This window comes from Pedobacter sp. KBS0701 (assembly GCF_005938645.2).
Lineage (GTDB): Bacteria > Bacteroidota > Bacteroidia > Sphingobacteriales > Sphingobacteriaceae > Pedobacter.
Genome location: NZ_CP042171.1, coordinates 4,378,490 through 4,403,600, shown reverse-complemented (window position 1 = coordinate 4,403,600; position 25,111 = coordinate 4,378,490). Strand labels below are relative to the sequence as shown.

Below are 25,111 nucleotides of genomic sequence, written 5' to 3'. Positions count from 1 at the left end.
TTTTTATTCGTAATTTCAGAATACAAACCTAAAAACAGCTTAATACTATGAAATTAATTAAAACATTAACTTTTTTACTGCCTTTTTTGGCAGTGATTTCAATCGCAAATGCACAGCAGATTAAAGATGGAGAAACCGTAGATGTAAACGGAATTGCCGTAACCTATTCTGTTACCAATAAAGAAAAGTTGACCATAAAAGACCAGGATTTTGACCGCTATAAAGTTTTAGTTTCGATCAAAAACAATACTGGCAAATCTTTTAACATCCGTTTGGCCAATTCATTGGATCTTACTGGGATTTCCAATTCAAAAATTATAGAGTTAGATTGTATCAATGCCACAGGCGCGAGGTTAACCTCAAAAAAGGTTCAGGTGAGCATGAAAAGCCATTTAATTAATGTCACCTATCCTACAAAAGACAAAGATGGAAAATCAATCACGGCGATTCTTCCGGTTACAGCCGGATATTACTTTGATGAAGGACAGGTAATCGAAAACGATGCAATTTTTATTGTGCCTGCTGGAGAAACGCCAAAGGTTAGTGTAAGGAGTTTGTTGAAGAATTAAAATTTAGAGTTGTCAACTTTAATAGCCACCTGGCTAGAAAGTTGACAACTCTCCATTGGGATATTTAATATTCGTCATCAAGTATACTCACGCAATCAGCAGCGTTTTTCTTTAGCCTTTCATCAAGCGAAGCAATAGCTGCATTATCCTTTAAGCTCCGGTATAAATTAGTAATGACTGTTCTGGTTTCATCATCAGGATCACAAGCCTGTGATTTTTCTAAATAAGGTAGTGCTTTAAGTGCGATGACTTTATATTGGGCATAAAGTTCGCCATGCGCTTTTAAATCTTTCGCTTTTCCCGCTTCGTTCATCTTTGCGCCAATGGCATTACATTTTTTAACGAAAATAAACCCTAAGGCCCTGTAAGGAACATAATAAGCTGGTGTAATTTTAATGGCTTCCTGATACTTTGGGATTGCCTTTTCTATTTCTCCGGTTTCTTCATAAAGCCTTCCTAAATGATAGCTAGTATTGCCCAGTTGGGTTTTGGTGAGCTCAGGCGATCTTTTAATGAGCTCTTCCGCTATTTGAATAACTTTTTGTCTTTCTGAGTCGGTCATTCTAATTTGAGCGTAATCCCAATATAAATCTTTAATGCTTTTGCTTTGAGAAAAACAGGTTTGTGCAACCGTTAGTGGAAATAAGAGTGCTAATAGGTGTTTGATCATAGGTGTTTTAATTTTTCTGAAAATAATAATTTAGTTTGAAGTTGGTTTAGGTTAAAAACTATTTGCTAATTATATAGCGCCATCCTTTTCCTTCTCTTCACTAGCTTTAAATAAAATTTGCCAAATTGTTAAAGCTGCACTCGTTATAGATATAAGTAAAAACATTATAATCGTAGCGATAGAAAATGTGCTTTCAATTGGATTGGAAAGCGCTTGCCAAACAGGTATGGAAAGAACCGCAATACATATTAAGTGAAGTATATTGTTGTTTTGTATTTTTCTGAAATAAGATAATAATAAAAAAAATATTGAAAAAAAAATTCCCGCAACATATATTATATCAATGATGTAAATGATTTCTTTGCTTAAGGTTAAAGAAAATATATTTCCCGAACCATCAATGACCAACAATGGAAGAAATGTTATATACATGAACATGAACATTGAATTTTTTTCCCCACTAAAAAAAATTGTTAGAAAAGATAGAACAATGAAAAGAGTAAGAACTCTTGGGTGTTGAATGATTTTCATATTAATTACATCCTCCTTTCTTTGCGGGAGACTTTTTTTCTCCTTTAGATATGTTTGTATAACCGTTTTCTTTCATCGTTAATAGCTTGTTATATAGTCCGTTTGGTGTTTTTCCATAATTGAAACCAGATGACCCTACCCAATCGTTAATTTCAATTTGGTGGTTGGCATCTCTAATAATGTTAAATACATCTAATGCATAATTAGTACAATTATAATTGTTTATATCATAGCTAGAATTTTTTTGTGCCAAGGCTTTTGTTTGAACCAATTGAAATTCTTCTTGAGTTATATTTGACATAGTCATGCTCGCGTCATAATCGTGGTTACCATTATCGTTAAGTTTACTTCCAACTGGCCCTGTGGTCAGACTTAAAATGTCAGGGGAAGGATAAAATCCAAAAGATTGACTTACTGAATTATTCCCATTTGTTTTAGTCATTGTTATAAATGCATGACCTGGACTAGGAGGCATAGATTGATAACTGACTAATTTTAGTGGATCATCATTTACAGGTAGATCTGTGCTTAATGTTACTGAATAGGTTGCCCCATTATCAGAAACTGTATTGAAGCAATTAAAAAGTTTTTGTAGATCAACTGCCGGATCTGATAAAATTTTATAATTCTGAGGATTGTATTCACTTGCAGTACCTCCAGTATTACCACTACTGCCTCCGCCATGTGTGCCTGCATATCCTTCATTGTCTCCATAATCACCATCGCAACTTCCAGGTAAATGGGCAAAACCAGATATATAGGGTGAGCACACTTCATATCCCTCTGCCCCCACACAAGATTGGCCCCATATTGGTATTTCTATTCCGTCTGCGCATGGAGATTTTACTGCAACTGTTTTATCCTTTAGGCTTCCGTTTAATTTTTTTGCATCAGAGAGTTGTAGCTTTATATTTATTAAAGATTGATTTAATAAATTTAGGTTGCCCGTACTCTTTGCAATTTGGCCTTCGGCATAAAGCGAACCATTGCTAAAACTACCGTCAGTATTAAAATAATAGACTTTACCGCTTAAATTGCCTACATTTTTATAATGCAGGATTTCTGTTCTTTTTTGTTGTGCATTATTCACAATAGCCATATAACAACCGGTAACGATTGTATTCTTGTTTATGTTTTTGAATAAAACTAATCTGATGTTACTTTTTGATAAACCCAATTTCGGCTCATTAGCATCATTAGGGCTATCTCCAATAAAAATTCTATTAGGATTATTTAATCCTATTTCAATAATGGTCTGATTGCCTTGATTTGTTGTATAAATATCATCCCAATTAGGTAACATAGTTGTAAATGGGTTATTATCAGTTGTTTTAAAATTCGATTTTACCCAAGCTTTGGTCGCTATTAAATCAATGTTAATTGATTTTGACTGGCTATTGCTGTCTTTTTTACATGAGTAAGATATAAAGCAAAGTAACAACACTACGAGTATGTATTTTGAATTGTCTAGAGTGAGTAATTTAAATTCTAATTTCATAATTGGCTTAAGTTTACACAAAGCTACAACCATTAAATCATTTCACTTTTGATAAAAGTCAAAAAACAAATTACTTTCTAATTCTACTCAATGTTTCCTGCGAGATACCTAAATACGAAGCAATATGACCTAAAGAAACGCGTTGAAAAAGCTGAGGGCTTCGTTTCAACAACGTTTCATAACGCTCTTTGGCGCTTAACATCCGCAGTTCGTTGGCCTGTATTTCATTACGGATATAATAATACTCCGTAAGTTTCCGGCCAATAAAGTTAAATTCCATAAACTGGAGATAAATTTCATCGAGTTTTTCTCTTTTTACTACTATTAAGGTTGTGTCTTCTAAGGTTTCAATGTATTCGAAGCTGGGCTGTCCCGTGAAGAAGCCATAAACAGAAATTAATAGTTCATTTTCGAATAAAAACCAGGTATTGGTTTGTTTGCCATCTTTATCAAGATAATATACCCTGGCTCCACCTGCTACAATGAAATATATGGTATTACTATTTTCACCAGCGCTTAATAACGTGGTTTTTCTTTTGACTTGAGCAATATGACTATTGCTAATAATAGCTGATTTTAATTCCTCACTAAGTGGATGAATGGCATTAAAAACGGCAAATAAACCTTGGTAACTTTCTGGATAAATCTCTTTTAGCATAAATTAATATATTGGTGGGACGCCATCATTCAATAGGGATCAATTCGAATATAGGATTAATAGGTTAACATCGGTTTGCAAATAAAGAATTTAGAGTTGTCAACTTTACTGACCTGCTTGCTAGAAAGTTCACAACTCTTCTATCTAAAATTGATTGCCAATTTATAAATAACCGTTTTAAGTTCTTCGGTATCGCGATCTTCACACAATAAAAAAGTTGTATTATGCTCGGTTTGACTAAATAAAGTAATGCCTTCGAACTTATGCTTGCCTGAGATTTTATTGCTAAAAGTTAGTTTGAGGCTTTGCAGGTTAATGCAGCCAATAAAACTGCCCAAAATTTCTCCGTCCGCATAAGTAGATTTGGTATCCTCTGCTGTGGCAATGAAAAATATTTCATTTTTTACCAATGCAGCATCGGTAAAGGACGATTCAACGTGGTTAATATTTGGAAGCTTAAAATAGTTAAAATGAGCTTGTTGAATTTTAGCTAAATCTGCTCCATGGGTTTTGAATATGCCATTCTTTGTATCGGTTCCGTTACCACGGTTAAAAAGCAACCACTCAGTTCCCGTAAAAATTGCTCCTTCGAGGTTAAAGTTCTGATCATCTACTTTAGTAACAGCTTTAATTCTGGCGTAGGTACTGGTCAGGTCTTTTTGAACAAAATTTTGTGTTTTCAGATCGAATTCGATCATCAGATTTCTTTTGGGTGTTGAGCCTGAACCTAAAATGTAAAGCTTATTGTCTTTATGACAAAGGATTTCGAAATCGGGTTTTAAGGATTTAGGTATATTTTCTAACTGATTAAGTGATCTGTCAAATAAGATCTTAATTTTCCGTAGCTTCCTGGTTTTGATGTTATATTCATTCAAATAGCCACTATTATCGCCAATGATATACAGTAAATCTTCATGAAGGAACAAGCCTGAGGCAGAACCAATCCCATCAAGCTCGGCGAAAACTTCTAAAGTTGTTGAATGCATGTTTTGAAAATAACAAAAAAGCACCGGTTTTATCCAGTGCTTATATTTTTTCGAATAAGATTGCCACGTCTCGATGAAGAATCGTGCCTCGCAATGACGATCTTTTTTTATTTCTTCAATCCAATTTCTCTTAATCTTTCATCTAAATACTCTCCGGCAGTCATATCGCTATAAGCTTTAGGATGTTCCGCATCAATGGTTGATGGTAAACTGGTTAAATCCATATCACTGCGCGGGTGTAGAAAGAATGGAACAGAGAAACGAGAAGTTTTCATCAACTCACGCGGCGGGTTAACCACTCTGTGTGTTGTCGATTTTAATTTATTGTTGGTTAAACGCTGTAGCATATCTCCAACATTTACTACGATATCTGTGTGGTGTGCTTTAATTGGCAACCACTCATTGCTGCGGGTTAATACTTCCAGTCCATCGGCACTGGCACCAATTAATAAGGTAATCAGGTTAATATCTTCGTGCGCACCAGCACGTACTGCGTCATCAGGAATGGTTTCCGGATTTTCGATCGGGAAATAGTGGATACCCCTTAAAATAGAATTTCCGTTGTGAACATGTTTATCAAAATAATTGATCGGCAATTCTAAATAAGTCGCAATGGCACGTAATAAATGCGTTCCGTTCTCTTCCAGTTTTTTATAAATGTCGCCCGTTACTTTGTTAAATTCAGGCAGTTCCTCTAAAATTTCGTTGTCAGGATATTCGTTTTTAACCGGATCTCCGTCAGTAACTTCCTGACCAATTTGCCAGAACTCTTTCAAATCCGGGGTTTTAGCACCTTTTGCTGTTTCTTTACCCGCACTGGTATAACCGCGTTGACCAGCTAATTCTGGCTTTTCATATTTTCTTTTGGTCTCAACTGGTAAAGAAAAAGCAGCTTTAATATTTTCATAAAGCTTATCAATTAATTCCTGGCTTAAACCATGGTTAGTGATGGTGACAAACCCCGAATCGTTAAAGGCCCTGCCCAGTTCATCAGAAAACTTTTTGCGCTCTTCTTCAGAACCGTTGACGTAGGAACCTAAATCTAAGCAAGGAATATACGGTGTAGACATAATTTTAAATTTTAATGTTATACGAATTTAAAAAAGAATTGTTAATAAGTGCGTTTGGCTATTGAGATAGCTGTTTAATAATTTGTTAGTCAGTATTTTAAGTTATTAACATAAGCAACGAAATCAACAAATTTTCTTATTGTCATACAAAACCCATTATTGATTTAATGCAAACTACAGCCTCTTTTTTTGCGTATAATTAGATGTGAATAATTCAATTTAACTGTAAGGTCTGTGGATTATTTTCGACTAACAAATAAAAACACACACATACATGAGAAAAATAATTTTAATCTTACTGGCTGTATTGGCGCTGAACCAGGCCAATGCGCAAGGGAAAAAGACAGAGAAAGCAACTTTCGGGATGGGTTGTTTTTGGTGTACAGAAGCCATATTTCAACGTTTAAAAGGGGTAGTTTCGGTTAAATCAGGTTATGAAGGTGGTACTTTGGCCAATCCAACTTACGAAGAAGTATGTACCGGTGCCACCGGACATGCAGAGGTTTTAGAAATTACCTATAACCCAATGGTGATTTCTTATGATGATTTACTGGAGGTGTTTTGGAAAAGTCACGATCCGACTACATTAAACCGTCAGGGAGCTGATAGTGGCACGCAATACCGGTCTGTGGTTTTTTACCACACGCCTGAACAAAAATTGCTGGCTGAAAAATATAAAGCAGAATTAAACAAGACTAACGCTTATGGCAAAAAAGTGGTCACCGCTATTGAAGCTGCCAAACCCTTTTATGTGGCTGAAAATTATCACCAGAACTATTTCAATAAAAATGGAAGCGAACCTTATTGCAGGTTAGTCATCCAGCCAAAAATTGATAAGCTGGAAAAGATATTTAAAGCAAAGCTTAAAAATTAATAGATGAGCTTTCTAGTGTGTTCGTCATTCCCAACCTGATTGGGAATGACGAATCATCTTAACTTATCAAAACGGTCGCAATTAATTCCATAAACCTTTAGCTTTTTCGAGCAATTCGCTGCCTTTTTTGCCAATTTCTTTCTTGCCCTTTTCAATTGTTGAGGGTTGGGTGTATTCACTCACCGAATTGGAAAGTGCTTTAAACTTGCCTATGCCGGCAAATACTTCTTCGGTATATGGAACACCCTGCTGTTTCATCAGTTTTTCCCAGTCTATTTTCGAGAGTATCGCCACCATGTATTTGGTAGCAATTTTACCAATAAATGCTTTATCATACACATTTGTTAAAGCCTGATCTGATTTGCGGCCTTTTACATATACCATAGTTTGTTGTAGTGTTTCGCGTTCACTATTAGAAAATAATGGGCTTTTACTTAACTTTTCTAACGCTGGAAGCGACTGTTCCGGTCTTTCTTTTTTTAAGTTCAGGTAAGCGGTTATTCCCCAAACCAGTTCATTTTGAATGCCCAGTTTATTCATGTCGTTTAAAAAAGCCTCAAAATCTTGAAGTGATCTTTCCTCGTCAATTTTTCGCTCCATTCTCATCCGGTCGAAGCCTCTAAAAAGATAGTTCATGCTATGAAATGCAACATGGGTTTGCTCATCGTTTAAACGGCCCCAGCCAAAAAATGATTTGGTGTAGGGGAGTGGGATTTTCTCGTTTTTATCCAGCCATTTTATGTTTCTCGAAAGGCCATCTTCAGATAGATAAAACAGGTTGTTGCTAAAAAATAAAAAACCGCGCACAAATTCTAAAAGTGTTTTAATTTCGCAATCATCCAGCAGTTCAGGTTGAGTTTTAGCACATTCATATAACGCAAAAGGTTGCCCAAGATCTCTGGTGGCCAGTACAGCCATGCTTAAAATGGCATGTTCTATATTTTGATAATAGGCCTTGTTTGCATCCTTGAAAAATGGTTGTGGTGCTTTTGCACCCGTTTTCATCGCGATAAAACCAGCGGTGAGCAGTGGAAAAACATCTTCATCAGTTTCTTTTACAAATTGTTTAACCGATCGATATTCTTTATACACCCTTAAGGCGTCAATCACAGAAATATTTTCATTTCCGCGTCCGTTCACCTTATTTAAGGTTCTGACAACACTTTGTGCCTGTTTGCTGAATTTTTGGTACTCGGGCTGGGTAGTATCCTGAACAGCAGTTGAACGGACAGCTATTTTAGCAAATTTATAAAATGTGATTTTATCGTAATTGATGTTTTCGGCCAGTTTCTTTTTATCAAGTTCGAGTAAAAGCTGATCAGTTTTTTCGCCAGAACAGGCAGCTAAAAATAAAATCGTACAAAATAAAACTAAATTCTTCATGAGTATGTTTTAAGCAAATAGATTTATAAAACTAATATTTTAGGAGAGAAAAAAACAAGAATTGTTGCTTCTTCTTCATTTCATCAGTTAAATGGCTGGGCTTGTTTTCGAAATTTAATTTATTTTGGTCATTTATGAATAAAATGGCAAATACTTTAGGGAAATGAGGAGTGCAATTAGCAAATTAATAATCCGCTTTTAATAGGGGGCTAATATCTTTTTTTGCTTGTTCGTATTCTAACTGAGTTTTGGATTAAAATTTGATTAGAAGTAGTCAAAAAAATAGAAAGTATTTCTAATTTTTTGGCAATTTTTTCAGATTTAATGTTTTAAAATTCGTGGTATGTTTAAAATCATTCTAAATTTGTAACTCCTTTAAGCTAAGATGACAAAAAAGAAAAAGACAGTTGGTAAAACTGACGCTGATGTAATTTTAATAGGGGCTGGCATCATGAGTGCAACCCTGGGTGTTTTGTTAAAACAATTAGAGCCCAATTTAAGCATAGAAATTTACGAACGTTTAGATATTGCGGCGGCAGAAAGTTCTGACGCCTGGAATAATGCCGGAACGGGACACTCTGCTTTTTGCGAATTAAACTATACACCTGAAAAAAAAGATGGTACGGTTGAAATTAAAAAGGCGGTTCAGATTGCTGAACATTTTGAAGTGTCTAAGCAATTTTGGTCTTACCTGGTCAATAAAGGATTGGTTTCTGATCCCTGCAATTTTATCCGCAATATTCCTCACATGAGTTTTGTTTGGGGTAAAAAGAATGTAGAATACCTTAAAAAACGTTATGACGCATTAACTCAATGCGATCTGTTTAGCGACATGCAATATACCGAGGATGCTGAACAGGTAAAAAACTGGGCACCATTGATTATGGATGGCCGCAAGAAAAACGAAAAAGTTGCCGCAACCAAAATGGATCTTGGAACCGATGTTAACTTCGGTACCTTAACCCGAGACATGTTCAACAACTTAAAGGAGCAAAGCAATGTGAGCATGTATTTTAACCACGAAATCCGCGACCTGAAAAAGAATAAAGATGGCAACTGGATTGTAAAGGTTAAAGATTTGGAAAGCGGAGATAAACGTAAACGTGTAGCTAAATTTGTATTTATTGGCGCAGGTGGTGGTTCTTTGCCATTGTTAGAAAAATCAGATATTCCTGAAGGAAAAGGTTTTGGTGGTTTCCCGGTAAGTGGGCAATGGCTGAAATGCACCAATGAGGAAATCATTAAAAAACACCATGCAAAAGTTTACGGAAAAGCTGCGGTTGGTGCGCCACCAATGTCGGTACCGCATTTAGATACCAGGATGATTAATGGGAAACAGGCTTTGTTGTTTGGTCCTTATGCTGGTTTTTCTACTAAATTCCTTAAAAATGGATCGTTTCTGGATTTACCAAAATCGATTAAATTCAATAATATCCGTCCGATGATTTCTGCCGGATTGCACAACCTCGATTTAACGAAATATTTAATTGAGCAGGTGAGGCAATCGCCAGAAGACAGGTTGGAAGCATTGAAAGAATATTTACCAACTGCACAACTTAAAGATTGGGAACTGGAATATGCCGGACAGCGCGTTCAGGTAATTAAAAAAGACGAAAAACAAGGCGGTATTTTAGAGTTTGGTACCGAGGTGGTAAGTGCTGCTGATGGTTCTATTGCAGCTTTGCTTGGTGCATCTCCCGGAGCTTCAACAGCAGTTTCTATTATGCTCGACTTGTTAAACCGTTGTTTTGCTGATGATTTGGCTACTGATGAATGGCAGGCAAAAATCAAAGAGATGATTCCTACTTATGGAAAATCACTTGCTCAGGATCCTGAATTGTGCAAAGCAACCAGAGATAAAACCTCAAAAGTGTTAAAAATTGAAAATGCTGTGGTAGTTTAAGCGATAACAATTATAAATTTTAGAAGGTCGTGATGTAAATCGGGACCTTTTTTTGTTACCCTATTGTCTGCCCAGTGTACGTCCCTCTGGGACGGCGCATAGAATTATTATGCATCGGCATTGGATAGCCCAATTGAGCAATGTCACTAAGTTAAGCCATTGGCAGAATGAAATAATTTAACCACAGATAAAAAGGATGCGCACAGATATAAAATCTGTGTTATCCGTGTACATTTGTGGTAAAAACCTCAACTTAATGAGACAGTCTAATAAATATAGAATTGTCATCCTGAGCTTGTCGAAGGACCTATTTTAAATGTTTTACAGGGCTTCGTTAAGCTCAGCACAGGCTAAGCTCAACGTGACAAATTCGATTGAATACAATTTATGATACAGCCTCATCGGTAATATAAACTAATAGGCGTTTTTCGTTCCATAGGAACCTTTGATGTTTTCCTTACACAGGCCTTACGGTAATAAACCTGATGGGAACGGCAGCTTTTTAGCTGTCACCCTGAGCGAAGTCGAAGGGTAGCCAAAAAGGTATAGTATACAGCAGGACTACCGCAACCGATAACACACCGGACATTGCTTTTCTAAAAAAACACCAACCACAAAAAAGGGTATCCAATGCTTGAATACCCTTTGTCTTAAATCTTTTTATCGTTAAGCTGCGATTACTTCAGCAACTTCATCAGCAGAAATATCGCTATGTGAGGCTTCCAATACGCAATCGCCGTTTTTAATTAATAAAATCTGCGGCGATTGATGAGCTACCTGAAATATCTCGGCAATTTTGTTCGAAATGTCGCGGTAACTGATCAGATCTAAAAAGTAAAGTTTTGTATCTGCCGGAATTACATCCCAATCAAATTCGAAATTCTTTTTAGCCATTAAACTAATGGAGCATCGTGTGCTGTGCTTAAAAATAAGGCTAAAACCGCTTGCGTTTTTGATTTCATCAAGCTGTTCTATTGAAGTTAAGTTAACCCAAGTCATGATATGATAAATTATTTACAGGACAACAATTGCAGTTGAATAAAGTTCTGCAGATGACCTGAATATGAAGATTGTAGATACGAAGCTTAATTTCTTCTGCGTCTACCTTCTGGATATGATCCATAGGCAGGACAAAGTTTAGAAGAACAAGATTCTAAAATGGTAATGGTGCAGAACACCGCCAATAATAAGATGGCTACTTTTTTCATCGATCTGATAAATTTAAACCTCTAAGTTACAAATAATTATTAAAACGCAAGTTTAAATCTGTGCAGAAAAATCGACCATTTTAATGGCGGTAATTGCAGCTTCATCGCCTTTATTGCCATGCTTGCCACCTGCACGGTCTTGGGCCTGCTCTAAATTATTAGTGGTTAACACCCCAAAAATAACCGGTTTACTGTATTTAATGCCAACATTGGTTACGCCCTGCGCCACTGCATCGCAAATAAAATCGAAATGTTTGGTATCACCCTGGATTACGCAACCTAAACAGATTACGGCATCTATATCGCTTCTTTTGCTCAATAAAATTTCTGCACCACCGGTTAATTCAAAACTTCCTGGTACAGGTAAAGAAACAATATTTTCTTCGGCAACGCCATTTGCTAATAAGGTTTTTAATGCACCATCGTATAAAGCACCGGTAATTTCAGCATTCCACTCGGCTACAATAATTCCGAATTTATAGTTTGCACCACTGGGAACAGTGGTGTGAGAGAAATCAGAAAGATTTTTTAATTGTGTTGACATGGGGCAAAGATAATGTTATGCCGTGAATGTTAAAAACCTTAATGTTTGCTGCTTGTAACATTTAGTTCATTAATACTTAGATTCGTATAAGAATCAGATAAATATCTACCGCTTATGGAATTTAGGCGTTCATTCCATCTATACTAAAAACGCACGCTACCTATGAATATATCATTACGCCTCCCCGCCCTATTTTTTCTCCTCATTTTGCTGTCCTTACGTATTTCTGCACAACAGAAATATACACTCAACGATTTTTACAGGGTAGATTCTATTGCCAGCCAGGCCAAACCAAAAAATGCACTTGCTTTGATTGAAAAAATTAATGAGCAGGCGCGCCAAACACATAATACACCTTTGTTGGTTAAATCGGTTATTTACCGGATGATGTTTCAAAGTTACCTGGAAGAAAATGCCTTTGATAAGATTTTGATCAATTTGCGCAAAGATATCAATATCACCAAACAGCCTGAAAAAAGCATTTTACAATCACTTTTAGCTGAAACCTATTGGAACTACCTGCAACAGAACCGTTGGCAGATTAACCAGCGTACGCAGGTGCAGGGTGATATTGGCGATGACCTTAAAACCTGGAGCATTAAAAAGCTGAATGATGAAACGGTTAAATATTACCTGTTATCGTTAAAAGAAAGCCAGATTTTACAACAGACGAAAGTAGATACTTTAGATGCAGTTTTAGCGGGTGATAAAAAATACAGAAGCTTTAGACCTACTTTATACGACCTGCTGGCCCACCGTGCCATTGATGTTTTTAGTAATACACAACTCAATCTTACGCAATATGATGATGAATTGATTGACATGAGCAATGCTGATTGGTTTGGTAACAGGCAAACATTTTTAAACATTACCATACCGGCCGATAGTTCTTCATTTAAAGCACAGGCGTTGCAGCTATTTAAAAATCTGATCAGATTTCATCAAAACAGCAGTAATTCTTCAGCACTAGCAGATGTGGATTTAAAACGGTTAAAATTTGTACAACAGCATTTTACCGGCGACAAACAGGAATTGTACTATAACGCTTTAAGTCACTTGGCTGAGCAAAGCACCCAAAGCGAAGTTTTTGCTGATATTTTATATGAGCAGGCCGTTATACATAAAAATGCACAATTACCTGTTGATACCAATAAGCAAAACCTGATTACGGCAATTGCTTTCGCCGAAAAAGCGATAAATGCCTTTCCAAAAAGCATCGGAGCAGATAATGGCAGGAATTTAATTGAAGAGATTAAAAGCAGCAGTTTATCGGTTAAAGTAAAAGAATTTGTACAGCCTGATCAGCCCAGCCAATTATATCTATCCTACAAAAATACAGATACCGTACAGCTGAAGTTGTACCATTCGCCCGAATTTAAAAATGACTATGAACAGTTTAACAATAAGGCCGATTTTTTAGCTTTTTTAAGGAAGAATAAAATAGTTAAGCAGTGGGCAGTGGCTGTGCCTAAAACCAACGATTATCAAACCCACAGTTTAGTTGATAAAATTGAGGCATTGCCTTTTGGTAGTTATACTCTAATTGCCCGGACCATTAATGGCAAACAGAACGATACTGTTTATATTAACATCAACTTTAAGGTTACGGCAATGGCGGTTATTAACAGGCGCAATATTGATAAACATGAATATTTTGTTCGTCAGTCGAATAATGGTGAACCTTTAAAAAATGTTACGATCAGGCAACGGAGATATGATTACAATACCCGTAAATATATTGATGGTGAATTATTAACTACAGATGGGAATGGTTATGCCAGTACTGCCGAAACCCAATCTGGCATGATTGCCGCATTATTAAGGCTTGGTAAGGATGAATTACAGATCAACATTAATAATTATAATGGCTACCGGGATGATGAAGATGAAGAAGAGGAACGTGTAATTCTATTTACCGACAGACCTATCTACCGCCCGGGACAAACCATTTATTATAAAGGATTGTGTTTGAATATTCTGAATGGGAAGAATAAAATTGCCGTAAATAAGGCCGTTGATATTTCTTTTAATGATGCCAATGGAAAAGAGATTACCAAAACGAAATTGATGAGTAACAATTACGGCACATTTCAAGGTTCGTTTACCATCCCGATAGGCATATTGAACGGTCAGATGGAAATTGAAACCGAATATGGCCACATTGCTGTACAGGTTGAAGAATATAAGCGGCCTACTTTCGAAGTGGTTTTTGATAAACCCAACAAACACTATAAACTGAATGATAGCATTAAAGTAGAGGGTAAAGCCAGTTCTTTTTCTGGCTATTCGGTGAGCAACGCGAAGGTAAATTATAAAGTTTTCCGGAGCGTGATGGATGATTACAGGCTCAGCTATGAGCAGCGGAGTGTTATTTATGGCTCAAGGATGTACGCTGAAAGAAAGCAGGTAGCCATCGGGAAAACAAGCACCAAAGCAGGTGGTAAATTCGAGATTACTTTTTTTGCAAACGTTACGGATACCAGGGCAAATTATAGCTATGAAATTGTGGCGGATATTACTGATTTAAATGGCGAAACCCGTTCTAAAACGACCAGCCTAAATGTTGGAAAGAAGGATATTACACTTAATATCAGTGCAGCGCAAGTTGAGTATTTGAGTAATAAAACAGATAGTATCTCCTTTTCGGTTACCAATTTAAACAATGAAGCCATTAAGGCTGATGTTAAAGCTGAATGGAGTTTACTGCAGGCGCCATCAAGGCTGATGAACAAAAGCCCTTTTTATGCCGAAAATTATGCCATGAGCAAGGAAGATTTTATTAAAAACTTTCCTGATGATGACTATAACAATGAACTTGAAGTAGCCAAATGGCCGGTAAAATCAGTAGAATTTAAGCAAAACCTTAGCGCCAAAAACGGTCGTGGAAATTTAAGCTTTAGTCAGAAAGATCTGAAACCAGGTTATTATAAAATCAGCTTAATGGCAGTAAATGGAGCAAATGATACGGTTACAGTAGATAAATACGTGGTGATTTATCATGCAGCACCTGCGGTAATACAATCAAACCTCGAATGGATTGCACCAGAAGTTACTGTGATCAAACCAAACGAAAGCGCTGTATTTCGTTTGGCAGGTTTGGCAGAAAACAGCAAGGCTTATTACGAAATTTATTATCGCGATAGCATAGCAGAAAAAGTGTGGATCAATTTATCGCCAAAACAGACCATTGTTAAAATACAACCAAAAGCCAATTACGAAGATGGTTTTGCTGTGCAATTTACCATGGTGCATCAAGGCACTGTTTACAACTCCATGCAACAGGTTCAAATTGCAGACCCACAAAAAGAACTGGACATCCGCTTTTTAACCTTTCGCGATAAGTTGCAACCTGGTGAAAAGGAAAGCTGGAAACTGCAGATCAGTAATAACAAGGGAGAAAAACAAATGGCCGAAATGGTGGCTACACTTTACGATGCAAGTTTGGACGACCTGAGGAAGATGAACTGGAATACCAATCTGCAAACCAGTTTTAATTATGGTTTTTATAACTGGAATTTCAATGTAAGCAATGTTGCTAACCCAGGTTATCTATGGTTTTTAAGACAGGATAGAAATTATAGCGTAATTACCCGGGGCTACGAAAACCTTAATCTGTTTGGGTATAACTATTATGGCGGATACAACTCTGGTTACAGGAACTACATCAGCAATTTACAAAGGGCTAAACGAAAAGGTTTATCTCCGGAAGCGTTAAAAAAACTCGCGGAGTTGGAAAATGGTAAATTAATTTATGGGGTGGTGTTTGATAATCAGGGCGAAATACTGCCGGGCGTACAGGTTAGCGTAGGTAAAATGGTTACTACCACCAATATTTTTGGTATTTACACCATTAATGCCAAAGCAGGGGAGACGCTTAATTTTTCTTTTATCGGCTTTAAACGCTATTCTATAAAAATAGGTAGTAAAAAACGGATTGATATAACGCTGAAAGAAGATGGGAATGCTTTAAATGAAGTGGTGTTTACTGGATATGCTACACAAAAAAAGCAAAATATGACTGGTTCGGTTGTTCAGATTAGGGGTGTTGCCACTTTACAAAGTGCTCCAGTTGCGGCCAATGCAATTTATGGCAGTAGATCTGCCGATGCGATTATCTTTCCAATGGCAGCTGAAGATAAGTCAACAACACTACGGGAGGAAATTGAACCTCTTAAAAAAGCCAACGTAACCCCACGCACCAACTTTAACGAACTTGCATTTTTTTATCCGCAGTTGTTAACTGATGCTAGAGGCGAAATCAAGATCGAGTTTACCATCCCGCAAAGTTTAACACGTTATAAAATGATGGGTTTTGCACATACCAAAGATTTAAGAACGGCATCTATCACAAAGGAGTTGATTACGCAAAAACAATTGGCCATTGCCATTAATGCACCACGTTTTTTTCGTGAGGGTGATACCATTTTATTAAGCGCCAAACTGAATAACCTGGCCGGTAAAAAACTGACAGGTAATGCCAGTTTAGCGCTCACCGATGCTTTAACAGGAAAACCGGTCCAGGTTTTTGGTGCAAATGAAAAATCGGAAAAAACTTTTGAAGTGGATGATGAGGGCAATACTGTTTTAAAATGGACATTGATTATCCCGTCAGGCATTAGTGCCATTACCTATAAAGTTTTGGCCCAAAGTGGCAAATTTAGCGATGGTGAAGAAAATACCATTCCGGTTTTAGCAAATGCCATGTTGGTTACCGAAAGTATGCAGATAAATGTACGCGGCAACACCACCAAAACTTTCGATTTTGAGAAACTGAAGAAATCAGGAGCCTCAAAAACTTTACGCAACCAAAGTTTAACTTTCGAGTTTACCTCCAATCCGGTTTGGTATGCGGTGCAGGCCTTACCTTACTTGATGGAATATCCGTATGAGTGTGCCGAGCAAACATTTAGCCGCTTTTATGCTAATAGTTTCGCAACTGGAATTATTAATTCATCGCCAAAAATTAAAACGGTTTTTGAACAATGGAAAAACACCAATAACGGCGAAGCATTGTTATCGAACCTGGAGAAAAACCAGGAATTGAAATCGATTTTATTAGAAGAAACTCCCTGGATGCGCAATGCAGCTAATGAAAGCGAACGTAAAAAACGTTTGGCTACACTTTTCGACTTAAACAGAATGACCTATGAGTTAAAAGCAAATTTTGAGAAATTAGAAAAAATGCAGTTTAATAACGGTGCTTTCCCATGGTTTAGTGGCATGCGCGAAGATCGCTACATTACCCAGCACATCGTTTTGGGAATGGGTCAGTTAAAAAAACTGAAACTGATCGACGAAAAATCTTATCCAAATTTTAATGCAATGCTAAATAGGGCTATTATTTATTTAGATGCGGAATTCGTTAAGGATTATAAGAAAGAAGTCAAGGAAAAACGCTTTGGTTACTTGCCTTTACACTACCTGTTTGCCAGAAGTTACACCAATCAAAAAAATACTTCAGCAGCCTTTGTAAAAGCTAAAGATTTTTACCTCAAAAAATTAGTGGCCGACTGGAAAACCTTTGATGCTTACCAGTTGGCACAGGCAGCTTTGGTTTTAAACAGAAACGGCAATAGTGTAGAAGCGAAAAAAATCATTACCCTGTTAAGTCAAACCGCACAACAAAACGACGAACTGGGTATGTACTGGGCTACGAATAGAGCGGGCTGGTGGTGGTACCAAAGTCCGGTTGAAACGCAGGCTTTGTTGATTGAGGCTTTTGATGAAGTGGCCAATGATACCAAAGCGGTAGAGGAAATGAAAATCTGGTTGCTCAAAAATAAACAAACCAACGATTGGCAAACTACAAAAGCTACTGCAGCTGCCTGTTATGCCTTATTAATGAAAGGTACTGATTTACTAGCCGAAAATAATGAACCAGAAATCACCTTTGGTGGTCAGAAATTAACGGAACTGCAGCAACCCAATGCTATAAAAGAGGCTGGAACCGGTTATCAGAAAGTAAGCATTGCGGGTGCAAATGTTAAACCTGAAATGGGCAGGGTAGAGGTTAAAAACAATAATCAAACCATAGCCTGGGGTGCATTATACTGGCAATATTTTGAGCAATTGGATAAAATCGCATCGGCCAATACCGGGGTTAAAATCAAAAAGCAATTATTTATTCAGAAAGCCAGCAATAAGGGCGATATGTTAACGCCGCTTACTACCAGCAATGTTTTGGCACCAGGCGATTTATTGAAGGTGCGTATAGAAATTAACTGCGATAGGGATATGGAATATATCCATTTAAAAGATATGCGTTCATCAGGTTTCGAGCCCGTAAATGTGATCTCCCAATATAAATACCAGGATGGTTTGGGTTATTATGAAAGTACAAAAGACGCTTCAACCAATTTCTTTATCAGTTACATGCCAAAAGGAACTTATGTATTCGAATATCCGTTAAGGGTTACACATGCCGGTAATTTTTCGAATGGGATTACCAGTTTGCAAAGTATGTATGCGCCAGAGTTTACCACACATTCTGCAGGGATAAGAGTAAGTGTAAAATAAATGGGGTACAAACCTCGCAGGTTTTTAAAACCGGTGAGGTTTAAACCTACATATTACTTAGATGCAGGTGACTTAAGTGATCAATGTTTTTTGGAAAGCAGGGTTAGGCGTACTTGGGTTATAAAAGTCCCGCTATCCGCTTCAAAGCCTTGGTTCGTGCCTCACCTTCGGGTTTTACGCTACTATCGGGTTTATTAACAATGGTTCTGCGTTTCATATCGCTGTTCCAGACCCAGCAGATTTCGAAAACCTGCGAGGCTTAAATTGCATTAAGTAAGTTGTATCCCACCGTAAGTGGCCCCAATGGGTATAATTTTATCTCCCATCCAAATTTGGCTGCGGTCAAATTTGGATACTTTGTTTTTGGCCACAATAAAGGCCCGGTGGCAGCGGATAAAATCTGTTTTTGGTAGTAAATCAGCCAGATCGTTAATGGTAATACGCGAGCTCAGTAATTTATCTTTAAGCTGGATCTGCGTGTAATTTCCCGAGGCTTCCACATAGCAGATTTCATCTAAATTCACTTTAATTTGTTCATAACCATCTTTTACAAAAATATAGTCCGTTTTAGCTTCCCGTTTCTGGCTACGCAGGTTAAAGAGTTCGTGGGCCTTATTGCAGGCCTTTAAAAAACGGGAAAGTGAAAAAGGTTTTAACAAATAATCAACAGCATCAAGTTCAAAACTTTGTACTGCATGTTCGGTATAAGCCGTGGTAAAAATAACCATGGGCGGCTTACTTAAACTCTTTAAAAAGTCAATGCCACTAATATCTGGCATTTTAATATCCAGAAAAATCAGGTCAATCTTATTGTGCTGAAGATAAGTAATGGCTGCAAAGGCATCAGTAAAGGTTTCCTGCAGTTCTACAAACGGAACTTTTGAGGCATGCGATTTTATAATATCAAGTGCAATCGGTTCATCATCTATAGCAATGGCAATCATTTTTTATTTATTCTTATGGATGTCAGGCTGAAGGCAGTCGAAGCTCATTACTTGGTAAGATTCGTATGGCTAGTCGTGTTTTTGCAAATAGCCAATTCTTTAAGTCTATCCCAGTTATCATTTATAATAGCCTCTTTCTTTTTTCTCGTCCAACCTTTAATTTGTTTTTCTAAACTTATTGCTTCGTTAATGTCTTCAAAGTGCTCGCAAAATACTAAGATTAAAGGTCTTTTTCTAGCGGTATAACAATTTGGGTCATCCTGAGCGGAGTCGAAGGATATTTAAGCCTAATAATATAGCAAAATCATGATAAGTTTAAACAACTAGTTTAAAAACGATCTATTGGCGCTTCGACTTCGCTGGGCGTGACAAAACTAATAATGTCATCCTGAGCGGAGTCGAAGGAAATTTAAGCCTAATTAAATATAGCAAAATCATGATAAGCGTAAACAACCAGCTTAAAAACAATCTATTGGCGCTTCGAATCCGCTCAGTGTGACAATCAGCCTAATCCAACTGCAAAGTCAAATGGACAAAAAACTCATTAGCACTTTCACGGATAATCAGTTCATGTTTTCCATAATAAAGCAGCGACAGTCGCTGTTTTACATTTTCAAGTCCGATACCGCTTTTCAATTTTTCAGGATCGTTATCTGCCTTGATGTAAATGCTGTTGCTCACATCAAAATATAAGGTACTTTCTTTAGTTTGGAGCGTAATTTTAATATATGATGGCTGTTGCAAACTGATCCCATGTTTAAATGCATTTTCGATAAAGGGAATTAACAACATTGGCGTAATATGCAAATTGTTCAATTGTTCCTCAATATGGGTGTCAATCCTGATATCTGCCGAGCGTGAGGTACGCAGTTTTTGCAGATCGATATAATTGTTCAGGTATTCCACCTCCCGGGTTAGCGAAATCTTATCCTGGGTATTTTCGTGGAGCATAAAACGCATCATATCACCCAGTTTTTGAATCCCCTCACCCGTTCTTTCCGCATTTTCCTGTAAAGCCGTGCCAAAAAGGGTGTTTAACGCATTAAACAAAAAGTGTGGATTGATCTGCGATTTTAAGAAATTCAGGTTGGCGTCCGATTTTCCCAGCTCTGTTTTAAGCATTTGTATTTCGCTCAGCTTTTCAAATTTATGCTTGTAAACATACCAGGCAGATGGTGTGGTAATGCAGATTAAACATATTGCATTTAAACTTAAGGTAATTGGCACAACTACGCCATTGCGCATAAAAGGAATAAGGATAATGAGCAATAGGAGTGAAATGATAATAGTTAAACCTACATTGCCCCAAAAATACCGGCCAAAACCCTTAAAGTTTTTTCGAAGATTTGGAATGATATAATAAATAGCGCAAAAGGCAAAGAAAATATTTACCGGTGGTACAAGTAACCAAACGATCAGCAATTCATAATCGATTTTTAAAGAGAGTACTGCCGCAAATACCATGAGCGTAATCAGCCAGATTTTTGTACTCACGAATATCTCTGAAACAATATTTTTATTATAAGTTTTTAAAAAATGGATTCTATTAAAAAGCTCCATGCCACGCTCGTTAAAATAGGCGTAAGCGTTAAAAAGCAGGTAAATAAAAAATATATAGGTAAAAGCTTCTCCAAAAAACATGTCATAACCGCGGTCTATATCATCATATTCCACCAGACGGTAAGCTTCCGAATAGGTATTGGCTATCATCCATCCAATAATAGAAAACGCTGTAACAGCAATGGTCATGATCAGGTTCATGGTTAAGTTACGGCCCTTTGCCAGTTGAGGCATTGAAACAAAATTGAAAAGCAAAAAACTGAAGTAAATGATACTGATCTTAAATATTTCGGGAAGAAAGAAATTTGCCATGATGCTGTATTCAACTGAATTTTCAGAAAAACGGTACGATCCGCCAGATCCGTAAGTAATTTGTGTACAAATACTGATCAATGCAAGAATGTATAATGTTGTAGAAATCCAAAACTCAAGCTGGTTGATGTTTTTAGATTTGATAGCAGATGAATTACCTGAAAGAATTTCCATTTTTGTTTTAATTAATGGTACAATTTTACAAAGAGAATCGGCTACAATATTTAAAATGTGATAGATGGGGCTAAAAATGTGACGAATGATCAGGATTTATACGATTGTGGGATTTTAAGATTGAGTTTTTTCGTTCATCGTGCAGTCAGATGTTACCATCTGATTGTTCGCGAAAATCAATTGTTCAACTTTGTGTCGGATAGCAATATCGAACACCACGGATAAACAATTTTATTATCTTTGAAACGGATTGCTGGATTGGCTTCCCTATCATCCACTATACATTTTCCATCTTACATTATTATATATGACCGTTTACGGAATTCCAAATTGCAATACAGTTAAAAAATCGCTCGATTGGTTAAAAGCACATCAGGTAGATTTCGAATTTCACGATTTTAAGAAAAAAGGCATTACCGAAGAAAAATTAAACGAATGGTGTAATACTTTCGGCTGGGAAACGGTATTGAACCGTAAAGGTTTAACCTGGAAAAAACTCACCAAAGAGGAGCAGGCAAAAATTGATAACCAGAATTTGGCAATCGCTTATTTAAAAGAAAATACCAGCGCTATAAAACGCCCGATTATTGAGCAGAATGGCAAAGCCATATTAATTGGATTTGACGATGACAATTATTTAAAAACACTAGCCTGATTCATTTGTTCTAATGTTAAAGTTTGTTAAAAGCAGATTTTAAATGTCGAACTAAGTTACTTTTGAGTATGTACAAACTGATCATTTTTCTATTACTTGCCTTACCTATGGGCGTTTTTGCACAAACGGTAACTACGGGTACAGTTTTCGATTATTCGAAAAAAACACTCTCACTGCCTGGCGTTTCCATCAGAAACCTGAACAGTAAAAAATCTACCAGTACCAACAAAGAGGGTAAATATACCATTGCAGCCAACATTGGTGATCTGATTGAATTTTCTGCCGTAGGTTACCATACCGACACGCTTTATTTAACCAATCTCCTAAACAGGACCATCTACCTGCCTGTTAAATCAAATAGTTTAAAAGATGTTGATATTACCGCAGTGCGGATGAACAGCCAGGTAACCGATGCAAAGGATCCACTGGCAGAGAAATATACTTTATTAAATACCGGGGGCAACCTAAACCGTAAGCGCATGAAAGATAAGGTTGGAGGTTTAAACCTGAATTTAGGTTATGGTAAATATAAAAGACAACAGCGTAAAGAAGCCGATTTAGAAGAAAAGGAAATGTACCAGGATGAAATCGACGAAAACTTTACGCCAAAGGCCATCACTGATCTTACCAAGCTGGAAGGCGAAGAACTTAAAAACTTTATGATCATTTACAGGCCTTCGATCGAAGCCGTAAAGGCCGAAAGACCGTTTAAATATTCGTTTTACATTTCACGTGCCTTTGTAGCGTGGAAAAAATTAACTCCGCAGGAAAGAAAATTGCAAGATCTGCCAAAATTAAAGGCTAATTAAGTCTTTTTACAGATGTTAATTACATTATAACCATTATTGGTAACATTATAACCACATATAAATCTATATGTGGTTATTTTTTATATTTACAGCAGTATTACAACCTTATTATGATCATGAAATTGACTAAACTGATTAATTTTGGTTTGGTTTGTTGTGTTTTTGCTTTTTCAGCATCGGCCCAACAGGCTACACCCCCTGTACCAGCAACCAACTATAATCCTGCTGAAGCATTTGGACCACTATTTTATACCCAAAACGGAAATGAATTCCGCTCGGCAATTGGTGCACCAGGGCCAAAATACTGGCAAAACCACGTAGATTATAACATTACCGCCAACCTTGATGAAATCAAGAATATGGTGAGCGGAACAGTTACCATTACCTACAAAAACAACAGTCCTGATAAGTTGCCTTATTTATGGTTACAATTAGATCAGAATACCTTTAAAGAAACTTCGCGTGGTTATGCCATTACCCCTTCACGCAGCCGTTACGGTGCTCAGGGTGAAAAATTTGATGGTGGCTATAAAATCCAGAACATCAGCGTAGCACAAAAAGCAGGTGCTGTAAAATTCACATCTATTGTTGAGGATACCCGTATGCAGATCCGTTTAGATCAGCCTTTGGCCGCTAATGGCGATTTGGTAACCATCAAAATGGATTATTCATACATTGTACCAAAAGAAGGATCGGACAGGACCGGGCATTTAACCACCAAAAACGGAGAAATTTTTGCCATTGCACAATGGTTTCCACGTATGTGTGTATATGACGACGTAATCGGTTGGAATACTTTGCCTTACTGGGGAGGTGGTGAGTTTTATTGCGAATATGGTGATATTAACTTTGCTATTACTGCACCTGCAAGTCATATTGTGATGGGTTCAGGCGAATTATTAAACCCTGCTGAAGTTTTCACTCCGGAGCAATTAAAAAGGTGGAATGCAGCTAAACTGAGCGATGCTACCGTGCACATCCGTAGCGAAGCTGAGGTAACCGATCCGAAATCACGTCCGGCGAAAGATAAATTAACCTGGAAGTTTAAGATTACCAATGCGCGCGATGCGGCCTGGGCTTCATCAAAAGCATTCGTTTTAGATGCGGCAAGGTATAAACTGCCTAGTGGTAAAACAGGTTTGGCTGTTTCTGCGCAACCGGTAGAGAGCAACGGTGTTGATTCTTATGGTCGTGGGGTAGAATATGTAAAATCTACAATCGAACATTATTCATCAAAATGGTTCGAATATCCTTATCCAATGGCTGTTAACGTAGCGACCAATATTGGTGGTATGGAATATCCTGGCATTGTTTTCTGTGGATGGACTGCTAAAAAAGCCAGCGCATGGGGAGTAATCGATCACGAATTTGGGCACACCTGGTTCCCTATGATCGTGGGTTCTAACGAGCGTAAATACGGTTGGATGGACGAAGGATTTAATACTTTCATCAACGGTATTTCTAAGAAAAACTTTAATAATGGAGAATACGCTGGTCCTCCGGCTGATCTACATAGAATTGGTAAAAGTGTAATCGGTAACCCGATTTACGAAAACATCATGCAGATGCCTGATGGTATGGCCGAAAGAAATATTGGTGTTAACCTGTACAGCAAACCAGGATGGGGCCTGGATATTTTGAGAAACCAGATCTTAGGCGAAGACCGTTTTGATTATGCTTTCCGCCAGTACATTAAAAACTGGGCATTTAAACATCCAACACCATTTGATTTCTTCCGTTCGATGGAAAATGGAGCGGGCGAAGATTTAGCCTGGTTCTGGAGAAGTTGGTGGTTAAATAGCTGGAAAATGGATCAGGGCATTGCTGGTGTTGAGGCCGTTAAAAAAGATGATAAATTGGTAGGCTATAACATTAAAGTGGTGAACTTAGAGAAAATGCCGATGCCGATCATTCTTCAGATCAAAACCAAAAGCGGAAAAACTGAAACCGTAAAAGTTCCTGTTGATGTTTGGATGAAAAATGCGAGCTGGTTGGTTCGTTTCCCAACAACAGAAGAAATTGAATCGGTTACTTTGGATCCGGATAAAGTATTGCCAGATTCAAACCCTGATAACGATACGTGGACCGCTACGGGCAACTAAGCTAATGTCATTAAGTTAAGCGCCGCGATTGTCAGTCTGAGCGTAGTCGAAGACTTCTCGAGATTGATAAATCGCAAATAAATGCCCTTAGAATACGCTCAGGATGACATCTTTTAGAGATTTATCCTTTAATCAATGACATTGG

The 25,111-nt window shown here is 37.3% G+C and carries 19 protein-coding genes; 7 read left to right on the top strand and 12 right to left on the bottom strand.

Annotated features, from left to right (window positions below):
* The first annotated feature begins 47 nt into the window (after window positions 1-47).
* On the top strand, window positions 48-569 hold the full coding sequence (locus FFJ24_RS17775) for a hypothetical protein (protein WP_138818459.1): 522 nt from the start codon (window positions 48-50) through the stop codon (window positions 567-569).
* A 64-nt stretch (window positions 570-633) separates the two neighbouring features.
* On the opposite strand, the gene FFJ24_RS17770 is transcribed toward FFJ24_RS17775, so the two are convergent.
* The 6 genes from FFJ24_RS17770 to FFJ24_RS17745 all read right to left on the bottom strand — a co-directional run bounded on the left by FFJ24_RS17770 (window position 634) and on the right by FFJ24_RS17745 (window position 5,982).
* Complete coding sequence (locus FFJ24_RS17770) at window positions 634-1,239, bottom strand: tetratricopeptide repeat protein (RefSeq protein ID WP_138818458.1); 606 nt, start codon at window positions 1,237-1,239, stop codon at window positions 634-636.
* A 69-nt stretch (window positions 1,240-1,308) separates the two neighbouring features.
* A complete protein-coding gene (locus FFJ24_RS17765; RefSeq protein WP_138818457.1) occupies window positions 1,309-1,770 on the bottom strand; it encodes a hypothetical protein in 462 nt (153 codons plus the stop codon).
* Between the two features lies 1 nt (window position 1,771).
* On the bottom strand, window positions 1,772-3,268 hold the full coding sequence (locus tag FFJ24_RS17760; protein WP_138818456.1) for a hypothetical protein: 1,497 nt from the start codon (window positions 3,266-3,268) through the stop codon (window positions 1,772-1,774).
* A gap of 70 nt (window positions 3,269-3,338) precedes the next feature.
* Window positions 3,339-3,926, bottom strand: a complete 588-nt coding sequence (locus tag FFJ24_RS17755; protein WP_138818455.1) for a Crp/Fnr family transcriptional regulator — start codon at window positions 3,924-3,926, stop codon at window positions 3,339-3,341.
* Window positions 3,927-4,066: 140 nt separating this feature from the next.
* Window positions 4,067-4,912 (bottom strand): hypothetical protein, encoded by an 846-nt coding sequence (locus FFJ24_RS17750; RefSeq protein ID WP_138818454.1) that lies wholly within the window; start codon window positions 4,910-4,912, stop codon window positions 4,067-4,069.
* Between the two features lie 107 nt (window positions 4,913-5,019).
* Entirely contained in the window at window positions 5,020-5,982 is a 963-nt protein-coding gene (locus tag FFJ24_RS17745) for an isopenicillin N synthase family oxygenase (protein WP_138818453.1), read from the bottom strand.
* A gap of 274 nt (window positions 5,983-6,256) precedes the next feature.
* On the opposite strand from FFJ24_RS17745, the gene msrA reads away from it, so the two are divergent.
* Entirely contained in the window at window positions 6,257-6,856 is a 600-nt protein-coding gene (gene msrA, locus FFJ24_RS17740; protein ID WP_138818452.1) for a peptide-methionine (S)-S-oxide reductase MsrA, read from the top strand.
* An 81-nt stretch (window positions 6,857-6,937) separates the two neighbouring features.
* On the opposite strand, the gene FFJ24_RS17735 is transcribed toward msrA, so the two are convergent.
* Window positions 6,938-8,239, bottom strand: a complete 1,302-nt coding sequence (locus FFJ24_RS17735; protein WP_138818451.1) for a short-chain dehydrogenase — start codon at window positions 8,237-8,239, stop codon at window positions 6,938-6,940.
* Window positions 8,240-8,624: 385 nt separating this feature from the next.
* Here FFJ24_RS17735 and FFJ24_RS17730 point away from each other — a divergent pair, with 385 nt between their 5' ends.
* Window positions 8,625-10,142 (top strand): malate:quinone oxidoreductase, encoded by a 1,518-nt coding sequence (locus tag FFJ24_RS17730; protein WP_138818450.1) that lies wholly within the window; start codon window positions 8,625-8,627, stop codon window positions 10,140-10,142.
* Window positions 10,143-10,808: 666 nt separating this feature from the next.
* Here the strand turns inward: FFJ24_RS17730 and ytxJ are convergent.
* Both ytxJ and ribH read right to left on the bottom strand, forming a co-directional pair.
* A complete protein-coding gene (ytxJ, locus tag FFJ24_RS17725; protein ID WP_138818449.1) occupies window positions 10,809-11,141 on the bottom strand; it encodes a bacillithiol system redox-active protein YtxJ in 333 nt (110 codons plus the stop codon).
* Window positions 11,142-11,402: 261 nt separating this feature from the next.
* Window positions 11,403-11,894: a 6,7-dimethyl-8-ribityllumazine synthase gene (gene ribH / locus FFJ24_RS17720; RefSeq protein WP_138818448.1), complete on the bottom strand. Its 492-nt coding sequence runs from the start codon at window positions 11,892-11,894 to the stop codon at window positions 11,403-11,405.
* A 162-nt stretch (window positions 11,895-12,056) separates the two neighbouring features.
* On the opposite strand from ribH, the gene FFJ24_RS17715 reads away from it, so the two are divergent.
* A complete protein-coding gene (locus FFJ24_RS17715) occupies window positions 12,057-18,410 on the top strand; it encodes an alpha-2-macroglobulin (RefSeq protein WP_138818447.1) in 6,354 nt (2,117 codons plus the stop codon).
* Window positions 18,411-18,679: 269 nt separating this feature from the next.
* Here FFJ24_RS17715 and FFJ24_RS17710 read toward each other — a convergent pair whose 3' ends face one another.
* The 3 genes from FFJ24_RS17710 to FFJ24_RS17705 all read right to left on the bottom strand — a co-directional run bounded on the left by FFJ24_RS17710 (window position 18,680) and on the right by FFJ24_RS17705 (window position 21,400).
* On the bottom strand, window positions 18,680-19,354 hold the full coding sequence (locus FFJ24_RS17710; RefSeq protein ID WP_138818446.1) for a LytTR family DNA-binding domain-containing protein: 675 nt from the start codon (window positions 19,352-19,354) through the stop codon (window positions 18,680-18,682).
* Between the two features lie 47 nt (window positions 19,355-19,401).
* A complete protein-coding gene (locus FFJ24_RS26800; protein WP_371717076.1) occupies window positions 19,402-19,635 on the bottom strand; it encodes a GIY-YIG nuclease family protein in 234 nt (77 codons plus the stop codon).
* Window positions 19,636-19,861: 226 nt separating this feature from the next.
* A complete protein-coding gene (locus FFJ24_RS17705; RefSeq protein WP_210419389.1) occupies window positions 19,862-21,400 on the bottom strand; it encodes a sensor histidine kinase in 1,539 nt (512 codons plus the stop codon).
* Between the two features lie 307 nt (window positions 21,401-21,707).
* Between FFJ24_RS17705 and FFJ24_RS17700 the strand changes: the two genes are divergently transcribed.
* The 3 genes from FFJ24_RS17700 to FFJ24_RS17690 all read left to right on the top strand — a co-directional run bounded on the left by FFJ24_RS17700 (window position 21,708) and on the right by FFJ24_RS17690 (window position 24,966).
* Window positions 21,708-22,055 carry a Spx/MgsR family RNA polymerase-binding regulatory protein gene (locus tag FFJ24_RS17700; RefSeq protein WP_138818445.1) on the top strand — a complete coding sequence of 116 codons (348 nt, stop codon included), beginning with the start codon at window positions 21,708-21,710 and terminating at the stop codon, window positions 22,053-22,055.
* A gap of 68 nt (window positions 22,056-22,123) precedes the next feature.
* Window positions 22,124-22,864, top strand: a complete 741-nt coding sequence (locus FFJ24_RS17695; RefSeq protein ID WP_138818444.1) for a carboxypeptidase-like regulatory domain-containing protein — start codon at window positions 22,124-22,126, stop codon at window positions 22,862-22,864.
* Window positions 22,865-22,980: 116 nt separating this feature from the next.
* Entirely contained in the window at window positions 22,981-24,966 is a 1,986-nt protein-coding gene (locus tag FFJ24_RS17690) for a M1 family metallopeptidase (protein WP_138818443.1), read from the top strand.
* The last annotated feature ends 145 nt before the right edge of the window (window positions 24,967-25,111 follow it).

Coding starts and splice junctions, on each gene's coding strand:
- ribH (WP_138818448.1), bottom strand. CDS start 11,894: ATGTCAACACAATTAAAAAATCTTTCTGATTTCTCTCACACCACTGTT.
- msrA (WP_138818452.1), top strand. CDS start 6,257: ATGAGAAAAATAATTTTAATCTTACTGGCTGTATTGGCGCTGAACCAG.
- FFJ24_RS17715 (WP_138818447.1), top strand. CDS start 12,057: ATGAATATATCATTACGCCTCCCCGCCCTATTTTTTCTCCTCATTTTG.
- FFJ24_RS17735 (WP_138818451.1), bottom strand. CDS start 8,239: ATGAAGAATTTAGTTTTATTTTGTACGATTTTATTTTTAGCTGCCTGT.
- FFJ24_RS17705 (WP_210419389.1), bottom strand. CDS start 21,400: ATGGAAATTCTTTCAGGTAATTCATCTGCTATCAAATCTAAAAACATC.
- ytxJ (WP_138818449.1), bottom strand. CDS start 11,141: ATGACTTGGGTTAACTTAACTTCAATAGAACAGCTTGATGAAATCAAA.
- FFJ24_RS17710 (WP_138818446.1), bottom strand. CDS start 19,354: ATGATTGCCATTGCTATAGATGATGAACCGATTGCACTTGATATTATA.
- FFJ24_RS17700 (WP_138818445.1), top strand. CDS start 21,708: ATGACCGTTTACGGAATTCCAAATTGCAATACAGTTAAAAAATCGCTC.
- FFJ24_RS17730 (WP_138818450.1), top strand. CDS start 8,625: ATGACAAAAAAGAAAAAGACAGTTGGTAAAACTGACGCTGATGTAATT.
- FFJ24_RS17760 (WP_138818456.1), bottom strand. CDS start 3,268: ATGAAATTAGAATTTAAATTACTCACTCTAGACAATTCAAAATACATA.
- FFJ24_RS17750 (WP_138818454.1), bottom strand. CDS start 4,912: ATGCATTCAACAACTTTAGAAGTTTTCGCCGAGCTTGATGGGATTGGT.
- FFJ24_RS17775 (WP_138818459.1), top strand. CDS start 48: ATGAAATTAATTAAAACATTAACTTTTTTACTGCCTTTTTTGGCAGTG.
- FFJ24_RS17695 (WP_138818444.1), top strand. CDS start 22,124: ATGTACAAACTGATCATTTTTCTATTACTTGCCTTACCTATGGGCGTT.
- FFJ24_RS17745 (WP_138818453.1), bottom strand. CDS start 5,982: ATGTCTACACCGTATATTCCTTGCTTAGATTTAGGTTCCTACGTCAAC.
- FFJ24_RS17755 (WP_138818455.1), bottom strand. CDS start 3,926: ATGCTAAAAGAGATTTATCCAGAAAGTTACCAAGGTTTATTTGCCGTT.
- FFJ24_RS17765 (WP_138818457.1), bottom strand. CDS start 1,770: ATGAAAATCATTCAACACCCAAGAGTTCTTACTCTTTTCATTGTTCTA.
- FFJ24_RS17770 (WP_138818458.1), bottom strand. CDS start 1,239: ATGATCAAACACCTATTAGCACTCTTATTTCCACTAACGGTTGCACAA.
- FFJ24_RS17690 (WP_138818443.1), top strand. CDS start 22,981: ATGAAATTGACTAAACTGATTAATTTTGGTTTGGTTTGTTGTGTTTTT.